General features: G+C 40.8%; 7 protein-coding genes. 3 read left to right on the forward strand and 4 right to left on the reverse strand.

Features of this window, described 5'->3' with window-relative positions:
- Positions 1–45: 45 nt before the first annotated feature.
- A complete protein-coding gene (locus AAU57_RS12195; protein WP_055413173.1) occupies positions 46–2,091 on the reverse strand; it encodes an HD family phosphohydrolase in 2,046 nt (681 codons plus the stop codon).
- Between the two features lie 119 nt (positions 2,092–2,210).
- On the opposite strand from AAU57_RS12195, the gene AAU57_RS12200 reads away from it, so the two are divergent.
- The gene (locus tag AAU57_RS12200) at positions 2,211–3,389 is read left to right on the forward strand and encodes an acetyl-CoA C-acyltransferase (RefSeq protein ID WP_055413174.1); all 1,179 of its coding nucleotides are present in this window, start codon (positions 2,211–2,213) and stop codon (positions 3,387–3,389) included.
- A complete protein-coding gene (locus tag AAU57_RS12205; RefSeq protein WP_055413175.1) occupies positions 3,389–4,150 on the forward strand; it encodes a C40 family peptidase in 762 nt (253 codons plus the stop codon). The genes AAU57_RS12200 and AAU57_RS12205 overlap by 1 nt, the downstream gene beginning before the upstream one ends.
- Before the next feature lie 46 nt (positions 4,151–4,196).
- On the opposite strand, the gene AAU57_RS12210 is transcribed toward AAU57_RS12205, so the two are convergent.
- Entirely contained in the window at positions 4,197–5,384 is a 1,188-nt protein-coding gene (locus AAU57_RS12210) for a tetratricopeptide repeat protein (RefSeq protein WP_082438625.1), read from the reverse strand.
- Between the two features lie 18 nt (positions 5,385–5,402).
- The gene (gene gyrA / locus AAU57_RS12215) at positions 5,403–7,934 is read right to left on the reverse strand and encodes a DNA gyrase subunit A (RefSeq protein ID WP_055413177.1); all 2,532 of its coding nucleotides are present in this window, start codon (positions 7,932–7,934) and stop codon (positions 5,403–5,405) included.
- Between the two features lie 266 nt (positions 7,935–8,200).
- On the opposite strand from gyrA, the gene AAU57_RS12220 reads away from it, so the two are divergent.
- On the forward strand, positions 8,201–10,750 hold the full coding sequence (locus AAU57_RS12220) for an ATP-dependent Clp protease ATP-binding subunit (protein ID WP_055413178.1): 2,550 nt from the start codon (positions 8,201–8,203) through the stop codon (positions 10,748–10,750).
- A gap of 89 nt (positions 10,751–10,839) precedes the next feature.
- Here the strand turns inward: AAU57_RS12220 and AAU57_RS12225 are convergent, their stop codons facing one another.
- Positions 10,840–12,366, reverse strand: a complete 1,527-nt coding sequence (locus AAU57_RS12225; protein WP_055413179.1) for a bifunctional ADP-dependent NAD(P)H-hydrate dehydratase/NAD(P)H-hydrate epimerase — start codon at positions 12,364–12,366, stop codon at positions 10,840–10,842.
- Between the last annotated feature and the right edge of the window lie 73 nt (positions 12,367–12,439).

The raw sequence follows: 12,439 nt of genomic DNA on the forward strand, positions 1-12,439 counted from the left end.
ATGTTTATAATTTGCCAAAGGAATAAACTCTTTTTTTATGCGATTTTACTCAGGATACTCAATTCTAAGATGATACATACTGGCAAGTTTCTTTTTAATGATGGTTTTCACGGCTTCTATCTGCTTTAGAGTAATATCTGCATTGAGAAATTGACCATTATTCATTTGTGTCGTGATGATATTTTCCACCAACTTGTCGATAGCGACGCTGCTGGGGCTTTTTAAACTTTTAGAAGCAGCCTCTACACTATCTGAAATCATTAATATTGCCGTTTCCAAACTGTACGGCCTTGGGCCAGGATATCTAAAAAGGCTCTCGTCTAGCTCTGGATTTTCATCCAGTTCTCTTTTATAAAAGTAATAGACAAGACTGTCCCCATGATGAGTTCTTATAAAATCGATGATGCGGTCTGGAAGGTTGTATTTTTTGGCAATCTCCACACCGTGAATGACGTGATCTATGATAATTTGAGCGCTTTCTTCTGGATCTAAATCATCATGCGGGTTGATTCCGTTTCCTTGATTTTCAGTAAAATATGTTGGGTTTGCCATTTTACCTACATCATGGTAGAGTGCTCCTACTCTAACCAGCATCGCGTTAGCTCCTACTTCATTTGCAATGGTCTCTGCAATGTTTGCCACATTCAAGGAATGATGAAATGTTCCAGGTGCTTTATTGGACAGTTCCTTTAACAATTTAGAATTGGTATCAGAAAGCTCTAATAAAGAAACGTCACTAACAAGATTAAAAATCTTTTCAAACACATAAATGAGTGGCCATACAAACAACATTGCCAGACCACAAAGGGTGAAGTATAACAACCTATCCCATTCCCAACCTGTGATGCCGCCTTGGTAAACTGCATAAAAGGCAAAATAGGAAATAAAATAAACCAGAACGATCTTACCTACTGTCACAAACAAATTAGCGCGTTTATAGATTTCCTTCCCTGATAAAATGGTAACGATACCAGCCATAATCTGCAAAAAGAGATATTCTGCGCTGGAAGGAATGACAAAGCTTAAAATGAATATGATGATCACATGACTAAATAATCCCAAACGCGCATCAAAGAATGCCTTTACAATAAGCGGCAACATACAAACCGGTACTATGTAAACGAATACGGCATCTAACTTCACCACCGCTGCGGTAAGAATGGCAAAAAGACAAATGTTGAAATAAATGAAAAGAAGCTTTTTATTACTCAGGTAAACCTCTGTTCTATACTTTTTGATGAACAACATTAACATTGTCAATGCCATGCCTACAAGAATCACATAACCTAATAGCTTCCAATTATACTGCGAGTCAGACCAGGTTTGCGACTCATAAGTGCTGTTGAGTGTATTGAGAATCTGCAGCTTGTCGCCTTCTACAATTTCGCCTTGAGCGATAATTCTAGCATTTTGGGCTATCAAACCACGAGTGGGAAGAATTTTTTCCAACTCACTCTCAATATTTAAATCTGTAATAGGCTGGTCATAAAATACATTGGGCTCGATGAGCGCTTTGAGTCGGCGGGTGAGCACTCCATTAAATTCATTCGGGAAGTCAGCAAACAAATCAACGAACTGCTGGTTCAGTTCTTTGGGCGTTATAAGGTCGCCATAAGTCAACTGCTGCAACTCATCATCTCCAGTTTTTAATACAATGGGATGAATATCTTTAAGATCCTGGACGTCTTCAAGGTATCCCTGTCGATACGTATTTGACAGGAATTCTTTGACGCTGCTCTTTATTTTCCTATTATACTTGTCATAAATACTATCAGCAAGTCCTGCTTTGAGGCTTTGATCATAATTTTCCAACAATTCACTTTGATCAACGTCGACGCTGTAAAAATGTCTAGGAGTCTGCTCGATCACTTCAAGACGTTCCTGAGCCAACTCCTCTTCATCTTTCATTATGGCAAAGCGAAAAGGAGAATACAAGGTCTCATATTCCCATGGTTCACCTTGAGCGTAATCATATTTAAACCGATCACTTTTAGGAAAAAAATACACGATAATAGCGGTACAAAACAGCACCAGAAATATCCTGATCACGAGATCTTGATGTTTATACAGTCTATTTTTTGAGGTGTTCATAGTTGCAAAGTAACGACTCTCAGAATAATTATCAGTTACAATTATAGATTGTTCCCTTTTCAGATATTATTGACAGAAATTAGCGCCTGAAATTATTATTTTCGCAAGAAAACATCTCCATGAGAAAAGTAGTAATAGTTTCATATGCACGTACGCCTATAGGCAGTTTTTTGGGAGCACTAAGTTCTGTCCCAGCGACGCAATTAGGCTCTATAGCAATTAAAGGTGCAATGGACAAGATTCAACTAGACCCTAAGCATGTTCAAGAAGTCTTCATGGGCCATGTAGTGCAGGCAAACACAGGTCAATCACCAGCAAAGCAAGCTTCACTGGGCGCAGGTATTTCTAATAATGTTCCTGCTACTGCTGTCAATAAAGTATGTGCCAGTGGTATGAAATCAATCATACTAGCTGCCCAATCAATAGCATTAGGCGATCAGGATGTCGTAATAGCTGGTGGTATGGAAAATATGAGCCAGATTCCTCACTATTTGCATTTGAGAAACCCACAGAAATTTGGCCCAGCGACCATGGTAGATGGAATGCAACGCGATGGGCTTGTAGATGCCTATGATCAACAGGCCATGGGCGTTTGTGCAGATTTATGCGCAACGGAAAATGGTTTTACACGTGAAGATCAAGATCAATTTGCGATCCAGTCATATGAAAGATCTGCAGCTGCATGGAAAGCTGGTAAGTTTAAGGATGAAGTGGTTCCCGTTGCTGTAAAACAACGTAGAGGTGACGACATCGTTGTGGATACTGATGAGGAATTCACCAATGTAAAAATGGACAAGATCCCATCACTTAGAGCTGCATTTACAAAGGATGGAACAGTCACTGCAGCAAATGCCAGTACCATTAATGACGGTGCCGCTGCTATAATCCTTATGAGTGAAGAAAAAGCAAAAGAATTAAACATTCAACCACTCGCTAGCATAGTAAGTTATGCCGATGCATCTGTAGAACCAGAGCGTTTTACCACAGCGCCGTCAAAAGCCTTGCCCAAAGCACTTAAAAAGGCACAGCTAGAATTGAAGGACATGGATTACATAGAACTTAATGAAGCTTTTGCTGTTGTTGGTTTGGCAAACATGAAATTACTGGGTATTAAGGATACCAACGTCAATGTGTACGGTGGCGCGGTATCTCTAGGACATCCTTTAGGGTGCAGTGGTACTAGGATCGTAACTACACTTTTGAGTACCCTTAAAAACGAAGGTGGCAAATTAGGAGCTGCTGCTATTTGCAACGGCGGCGGCGGTGCATCTGCGATAGTCATAGAGTCTTACAATTGATGAAATACGGTATTTGTCCCATATCCATCGCTCCCATGCGAGAGGAACCCAGCGATAAGAGCGAGATGGTTTCTCAAATCTTATATGGCGAGGTCTGTAAAGTACTGGAACAACGCAAGAAATGGTCACGTATTCGATTAAGCAACGATGATTATGAAGGTTGGGTGGACAACAAGCAGTATCAAGAAATCTCAGAAATTGATTATACAAATCTGAGTAGTAAGAAGAATATCGCTTTCGCGAAAGATCCTATCACCACCGTCACTCATGCAGACCAAACCATTAGTTCCATTATCATGGGTTCTCAAGTGTCGTCGGCAGAATTTTTGGGAGACAGCTATTCCTTCAATGCTGTTACGACTCCTGGGGCTATAGATAACAAATCCGCATTAATTGACGATGCATTGTTGCTACTCAATACACCCTACTTATGGGGTGGACGCAGCTTCATGGGAATAGACTGTAGTGGGTTCACCCAATTGATATATAAGCTCAACGGTTATTTTTTATCCCGAGATGCCAGTGATCAAGCCAAACATGGAGAAGTCCTAAGTTTCATTGAAGAATCAGACCCTGGAGACTTGGCATTCTTTGACAATTCTGAAGGTCAAATCACCCATGTCGGAATGATAATGAAAGATAACTATATCATTCATGCCCATGGCAAAGTCAGGATTGACCGATTAGATCAAACAGGCATCTTCAATTTAGATACTTCCAGCCATTCCCATAAGCTGAGAATGATTAAAAAGATTCTATAAAAAAACCCAGCACATGCTAGGTTTTTGATTTGATAAAAGATAAGTTCTAATTACCAGCTTCTAATGCAGCAGCTTTATCGTCCATTTTAAAAGATTTGTAAATACTTATCAAAGTTTGTTTTGCTGAATCCATGTCTGGCTTGAGCTCTAATACTTTTTCATAGTGTTCGGCAGCACTCATATATAAGTCTTTCTGCTCAGCAGCAGTAGTTTCCTCTAGGTTCCCTTTTTGAATATAGGCTACGGCAATATTATTTTGAACGACATAATTGTCAGGGTTCAATTCAATACTTTTTTTGTAGTAGTCGATAGCTTGATCCCAATTTTCTTTTTCACCTGCCGCAATTCCTAGATTTTCAAAAACCTTTGGATCAGTTATATTGTTATTTAATTTAGAAATAGCTTTTTCATACTCATCATTCATTCCGAGTAGCAAGTAAATATCGGCAGAGGCCAATTTTAAACTTTCATCATTTGGATATTTGGCTTGAGCATCACTGAAAAGCGTTTTAGCCTTTTCTAACTCTCCATCGTTCTTATACATCCATGCTAAGTTAGTAACCAAAGTACCTAATTTCGATTTTGATAATTCAACTTTTGAATCCTTGAATTTTTGTGAAATAACTGCAAAATCTGCTGCTTGTTTATTAGGAAAAACCTCTTCTTCGTTGGTATCCACGTTTGTTGCGATAAACGTTTTCTCTATACCAGTATAATCTTCAGACATTAGCTTTTCATAATTAGTCTTTGCAACCTCAAAATCACCAATACGGTAAGCAAGATCAGCTGCATTTAGTCTCATTGATTGGTCTTCAGGATTAAGTTTAGTCAAGAATACTACATTCCCAAGAGCACCTTTTTGGTCACCTTTTTTCAGTAATTTTTGTGCTTCAGCAAAAATGGCAGCTTTTGCAGCTTGCTTATAAATTGAAATGTATTCATCGTTGCCGTAACCTAACTCTTTTGCTCTATCAATTGTTGAGATAGATTCTGTCAATTCACCGCCAGATGCTTTTGGATTTCCCGGGTTCCCTATCATTGTGACGGCTTTATAGAAAGTATAATCTGCTTGATACTTATCTTCAACCTCGTTTTCATCAATTTCAGAAAACACTGATGAAACCTCTTGATAATCGCCTTTTTCTAAGGCCTTTTCTATTTTTCTAATCTCCTTTTTCTGGGCAAAGGCAATACTAGAAATTGCCAGACCCATTATTAAAAATTTATATTTCATTACTTTATCTATTTAATTTTATTCTTCACTGTCATCAGCTGCAAGGGTTATGCCATCTTCCGTTGCTTCTGAGGATGTTTCTTCTTCTAATGTTTCATCATCGTTCTCATCATCTTCATTGGCAACTTTCGCGACAGCGGCAATACTATCATCACCTTTAAGATTGATTAATCGTACACCTTGGGTTGCACGACCCATTACTCTAAGATCTGAAACGTTGATACGAATCGCAACACCAGATTTGTTGATAATCATAAGATCATCATCGTCAGTTACGTTTTTAAGCGCTACCAACCCTCCAGTTTTTGCAGTAACGGAAATGGTTTTAACTCCTTTACCACCACGATTGGTCTCTCTGTAATCCTCCAGGCTGGAACGCTTACCATATCCTTTCTCTGAAACCACAAGAATCTCTGAATCCATATCGTTCACTGCAACCATTCCTATAACCTCATCCTTCTCATTGGCAAGTCTTATACCACGCACTCCACTGGCATTTCTACCCATAGGACGGGTTTTTGACTCGTCAAATCGAATGGCTTTACCACTCTTAAGACCTAACATGATCTGGCTATCGCCGGTAGTCAATTTGGCCTCTAATAATGTATCACCATCACGCACGGTAATGGCATTGATACCGTTAGTTCTTGGTCTAGAGTACTGTTCTAGCGAGGTTTTTTTGACCACACCCTTTTTAGTACACATTATGACATAGTGACTATTGATATACTCTTCATCTTTGATATCTTGAGTACAGATAACGGCTTTTACATTATCATCCTGTTCAATATTGATCAAGTTTTGTATCGCTCTTCCTTTTGAAGTACGACTACCTTCTGGTATTTCAAAGACTCGCATCCAGAAACACTTTCCTTTCTCTGTAAAGAAGAGCATGTACTGGTGGTTGGTCCCAACAAAAATATCTTCCAAGAAGTCTTCATCTCTTGTGGTACTTGCCTTTTGACCAACACCACCGCGGTTTTGGGTTTTGTATTCGGTTAGGCTGGTTCTCTTGATATATCCAGCATGTGAGATGGTGATGACCACCTGCTCATCAGGAATCATATCCTCAATACTCAAGTCACCACCTGCGTATTCAATTTGTGATCTTCTCTCATCGCCGTACTTCTCGCGTATTTCTGCGAGCTCTTCCTTGATGATTTCCATTCTGCGTTCCTTCTTCTCTAAAATATCCTTAAGGTCTGCAATGGTAATTAACAGCTCATTGTATTCTGTACGCAATTTGTCTTGTTCCAGACCTGTCAATTGACGTAAACGCATTTCTACAATGGCTCGTGCCTGAATTTCAGACAGCTCAAATCTCTTGATAAGGTTCTCGCGGGCCTCTTCACCATTAGAACTACCTCTAATGATTTTGATCACCTCGTCAATATTATCACTTGCGATAATGAGTCCCTCAAGAATATGAGCACGCTCTTCTGCTTTGCGCAATTCATAAGTGGTGCGTCGTACAACCACCTCGTGGCGATGCTCCACAAAATGGTGGATCATCTCCTTAACGTTGAGCATTTCTGGACGACCGTTTACCAATGCAATATTGTTAACACTGAAAGACGATTGAAGCACAGTATGCTTGTAAAGCGTATTCACAACGATGTTAGGAATAGCATCGCGTTTAAGCACATAAACGATACGCATCCCTTTTCTATCAGATTCATCTCTAATAGAGGCGATACCATCCAGCTTCTTATCATTAATAAGGTCTGCAGTTTTTTTGATCATATCAGCTTTGTTGACCTGATATGGCAATTCATCAACGATGATGCACTCGCGTCCTTTGACATCTTCAATTCTAACACGACCACGTATCTTAACGCGTCCACGACCCGTATGCATGGCGTCCTTCACACCATCATATCCATAGATGATTCCACCAGTTGGGAAATCTGGCGCCTTGATGTGCTGCATCAACTCATCGATCTCAATATCGTTGTTATCAATGTAGGCTATGGTTCCATCTACAACCTCAGTAAGGTTGTGTGGTGGCATATTGGTCGCCATACCAACGGCGATACCACTGGCACCATTGACTAGAAGATTAGGTACTTTGGTAGGTAGAACTGTAGGCTCTGACAACGTATCGTCAAAGTTAAGTTGGGTGTCTACCGTTTCCTTATCAATATCAGCAAGCAACTCTTCAGAAATCTTTCGCATGCGAGCTTCTGTATATCGCATGGCTGCCGGCGGATCGCCATCCACACTACCAAAGTTTCCTTGCCCATCCACAAGCATGTATCTCAAAGACCATTCTTGTGCCATGCGCACCATGGTATCATAAACCGATGTATCACCATGTGGGTGATATTTCCCTAGGACCTCACCTACGATTCTTGCACTTTTTTTATAACCACGATTGGATAGAACTCCCAATTCATACATTCCATAAAGCACTCGTCTGTGCACGGGTTTCAAGCCGTCTCGCACATCTGGCAGTGCTCGTGACACTATGACCGACATCGAATAATCGATGTACGCTGACTTCATCTCATCCTCAATATTAATTGGGATTAACTTTTCTCCATCTGCCATTTAAAATCTATTTTATTACGTATAATTTTAACAAAGAGCAATTTAAGTAAAATGTCAGTAATGATAAGGCTCTACGACATATTAGGTACTGTTTTTATTAACACATTGTACCACGATCTGTGGATAAGTATTCCAGACTGTAAAATAGGTTGCGAGGCGTGTGGATAGTACGCTTTCGCGAAAGCGTAACTTCACTTTAACCCATTATTACAATACGGAATGCTTTTTGAAACAAATCTTTAATTACATTTAGACAAAGAAGCGATATGGACGATAATTTTTCACCAAGAGTCAAAGACGTGATCGCCTACAGCAAGGAAGAAGCCCTGCGATTGGGACACGATTTTATAGGAACTGAACATTTAATGCTAGGATTGTTGCGCGATGGAGATGGAAAAGCCATTGAAATTCTCAACAACTTATCTGTTGATCTGGATCACCTGCGTAAAAAGGTTGAGATTCTCAGCCCGGCAAACCCAGGATCAAGCACTACCATAAATGAAAAGAAAAACCTGCATTTGACCAGACAGGCAGAGCGTGCGCTTAAAACCACGTTTCTGGAAGCAAAACTTTTTCAAAGTACGTCGATCAACACGGCGCATCTACTGTTGTGCATTTTACGCAATGAGAATGACCCGACGACTAAGCTGCTCAACAAGCTTAGAGTAGATTATGATGGAGTCAAGGAAGAGTTTAAGGTATTACTTTCTCAAAGCGATGACAATTATGAAGATCCTCTAGCTTCATCCTTTAGTGATGACGCAGAAGACATGAAGGATGATGGCAAAGAGAATTTATTTTCACCATCTGGAGATAAGAAAACGAACAAAAAATCCAAAACACCTGTATTGGATAACTTTGGGCGTGACCTTACCCGTATGGCAGAAGAAGACAAACTGGATCCAGTAGTAGGCCGTGCCGAAGAAATACAGCGTGTTTCCCAGATCCTGAGCCGTCGTAAAAAGAATAACCCATTACTTATAGGAGAACCTGGAGTTGGTAAAAGCGCCATTGCAGAAGGTCTTGCACTACGCATCATTCAACGTAAGGTTTCTAGGATTCTTTATGACAAGCGAGTGATCACTCTTGATCTTGCGAGTCTTGTAGCTGGAACAAAATATCGTGGCCAGTTTGAAGAGCGTATGAAAGCGGTGATGAATGAGCTTGAAAAGAATGAAGATATCATTCTGTTTATTGATGAAATTCATACCATCGTTGGAGCTGGTGGTGCGGCTGGATCGTTAGATGCGAGCAACATGTTCAAACCTGCATTAGCACGTGGCGAGATTCAATGTATTGGTGCCACGACGCTTGATGAGTATCGTAACAGCATCGAAAAAGATGGAGCACTAGAACGTCGTTTCCAGAAGGTAATGGTGGAACCTACTAACGTTGAAGAGACGATTGAGATACTTAACAACATCAAGGAAAAGTATGAAGATCACCACAATGTAAGCTACACTGACGAGGCTATTGCAGCCTGTGTCAAGTTGACCAGCAGATACATGACAGACCGATTTCTGCCAGACAAAGCTATTGATGCCTTGGATGAGGCTGGATCACGCATTCACATTGCAAATATTGAAGTTCCGCAGCAAATTCTGGATCTTGAAAAACAACTGGAAGATGTCAAGCATGAGAAAAACAATGTGGTCAAAAAGCAGAAATATGAGCAAGCTGCCAAACTAAGAGACGACGAGAAAAAGCTTGAAAAAGCCCTCGCCGAGGCTCAAGAAGAATGGCATGAAGCTTCAAAACTACAGCGTGATACCGTAACCGAAGAGAACGTTGCTGAAGTGGTAAGCATGATGACAGGAATACCTGTGAATCGTATTGCTACTAAAGAAATGAAGAAACTTAAGGATCTTGATAATACCATAACCGATTTAGTGATAGGTCAGGACAAAGCTGTGAAGCAAGTGGTTAAAGCCATACAGCGTAACCGCGCTGGATTGAAAGATCCTAACAAGCCTATCGGTTCCTTTATCTTCTTAGGACAAACTGGTGTTGGTAAAACGCAGCTTGCAAAAGTTCTTGCCAAGGAATTATTTGATTCCGAAAACTCACTCATCAGAGTGGACATGAGCGAGTACATGGAGAAATTTGCCATATCTCGTTTGATAGGTGCACCTCCAGGATATGTAGGTTATGAAGAAGGTGGACAACTTACCGAGAAAGTTCGTAGAAAGCCATACTCTGTCATCCTTCTGGACGAGATTGAAAAAGCGCATCCAGATGTATTCAACATGTTGTTGCAGGTACTTGATGATGGATACTTGACAGATAGCTTAGGTAGAAAAATTGACTTTAGAAACTCGATCATTATCATGACCTCAAATATTGGGGCTAGAAAATTGAAGGACTTCGGTTCTGGTGTAGGGTTTGGTACCGCAGCGCAAAAATCTGCAGAGATGGATAACGCTCGTGGTGTGATTGAAGGTGCTTTGAAAAAGACCTTTGCTCCAGAATTCTTGAATAGGATTGATGATGTGATTATTTTCAATGCTTTAGAACGTGAGGATATCCATAAAATCATTGATATTGAATTGGCGAAATTATTCTCTCGCATAGATGATCTAGGCTATAACTTGAAGCTAAGTGACAAAGCCAAAGATTACATTGCAGACAAAGGTTTTGACAAACAATATGGTGCACGACCATTAAAAAGAGCGATACAGAAATATATTGAAGACGCTCTAGCCGAAGAAATCGTGAACAGCCAGTTGGAAGAAGGCGATTCCATCTTCATGGATCTTGATGAGAAAACCAACGAGCTTACCGTGAATATTGAAAAGGCAAAAGAGTCTACAGAGTAAGACCATTTTATATATTAAATCAAAAATCCCGAGCAGCTGCCCGGGATTTTTTTATATCGTATTATTAATTTCTAAAATGAATCTGTCTCTTACTGCTGCTGCTTTTCCTGACGGAAGAGTTGCAAAATAGCTGGCCCAACAAAATTGGAAATAATTCCAGCACGCAATCCTTCATGAGCATAAGTCTGCGCTGCGATGTCACCAGATGCACCGTGGATGTATGTGCCAAAAACGGCCGCCATCAATGGATCATAACTCTGGGCCATTAAGGAACTGATAATCCCAGAAAGAACATCACCGCTACCAGCAGTTGCCATACCAGCATTACCCGAATAATTAATGTACATATGATTCTTATAAATGGTAATGCTATGCGCACCTTTAAGGACGAGGATTACATCGTGTTGCTTAGAAAATTCTCGCGCCTTGTCCAATCGTTCCATACTGGAATCCCAGGAGCCCAACAGTCGTTCTAGTTCACCATCATGAGGTGTCAAAATGGATTTGGCCGGCACATCCTTTAGCAATTCGCTATTTGCCGCAAGGATATTGATACCATCGGCGTCAATGAGGACTGGTGAGGATTGAAGTTTAATCGCTTTCGCGAAAGCGGAAACCACCTCATCACTTGTCCCTATCCCAGGACCTATACATAAGGTATATTTCTCTAGATCCGTTTTGAAATCGTTCAATTGATCCATACCAGAATCTGCAATTGTCATGACCTCTGGAACTGAAGATTGAAGGATGTCATTCCCGCAAGACGGCACGTATGCCGTCACCTTACCAGCGCCACTATTGATGGCTGCTGTTGCTGCCAGCAGGGCAGCGCCTATTTTTCCCTTGCTGCCTGCCATTACAAGCACATGACCATAATCTCCTTTGTGTGAAAACTTCTTACGTGGTCGATAGATGTTTTGTGCAGACTCGCTCGTGATCAACATGGCTGCAGGATCTGCCTGATGGATAAATGTAGGATCCAAACCTATGTTGAGCACTTCAAAAGTGCCGGTGTAATTTCCGGTATCCTTCAAAAAGAAACTCAGCTTAGGACTGTTGAAGGTAAATGTATGATCTGCTTGAATCACGGCAGAATCTGCCGGCTGTGCCGTATCAGAAAATAAACCGCTAGGCATATCAATACTTACCGTAAACGCACCAGAATCATTAATGCGGTTGAATAGACTCGCCATCCAGCCTTGTACAGGTCGGTTAAGGCCTATTCCAAAAATGGCGTCGATCACAATATCTTCGGGGCTAATTTCGGGAATATCCTCCTCGCAATCCAGCAAAATGGGCCAGTCCTTTGTGACCTCTTTGATCTTGTCATAATTAACCAGAAAATCCTTAGAACGTTTCTTGCTGCAGTTGGTCACATAGGTGGTCACATGATAACCATGCTGTATCATGTGGCGCGCTATGGCAAGTCCATCACCGCCATTATTCCCTATACCACAAAAAATCTTGACCTGTACTGGAGCTCCATTCAAACGCTCATGAATCTTATTGAATACCAGCGTGGACACACGCTCCATAAGATCTATACTTGAAATGTTCTGGGATTTGAGGGTAGCCTGATCGGCTTCTGCGAGTTGTGCAGCCGTAAGAATTTTCATGAATTTGATTTGTACGCAATTTAATAAATACCCGACTTAAAAAATGGGAAGCATCGTGGGATCGCACAACAAA

It is taken from the genome of Nonlabens sp. YIK11 (genome assembly GCF_001413925.1).
GTDB lineage: Bacteria > Bacteroidota > Bacteroidia > Flavobacteriales > Flavobacteriaceae > Nonlabens.

Bases quoted from the DNA above. Each gene is read 5' to 3' on its own strand.
- AAU57_RS12195 (WP_055413173.1), bottom strand. From the start codon at position 2,091: ATGAACACCTCAAAAAATAGACTGTATAAACATCAAGATCTCGTGATC.
- AAU57_RS12200 (WP_055413174.1), top strand. From the start codon at position 2,211: ATGAGAAAAGTAGTAATAGTTTCATATGCACGTACGCCTATAGGCAGT.
- AAU57_RS12205 (WP_055413175.1), top strand. From the start codon at position 3,389: ATGAAATACGGTATTTGTCCCATATCCATCGCTCCCATGCGAGAGGAA.
- AAU57_RS12210 (WP_082438625.1), bottom strand. From the start codon at position 5,384: ATGAAATATAAATTTTTAATAATGGGTCTGGCAATTTCTAGTATTGCC.
- gyrA (WP_055413177.1), bottom strand. From the start codon at position 7,934: ATGGCAGATGGAGAAAAGTTAATCCCAATTAATATTGAGGATGAGATG.
- AAU57_RS12220 (WP_055413178.1), top strand. From the start codon at position 8,201: ATGGACGATAATTTTTCACCAAGAGTCAAAGACGTGATCGCCTACAGC.
- AAU57_RS12225 (WP_055413179.1), bottom strand. From the start codon at position 12,366: ATGAAAATTCTTACGGCTGCACAACTCGCAGAAGCCGATCAGGCTACC.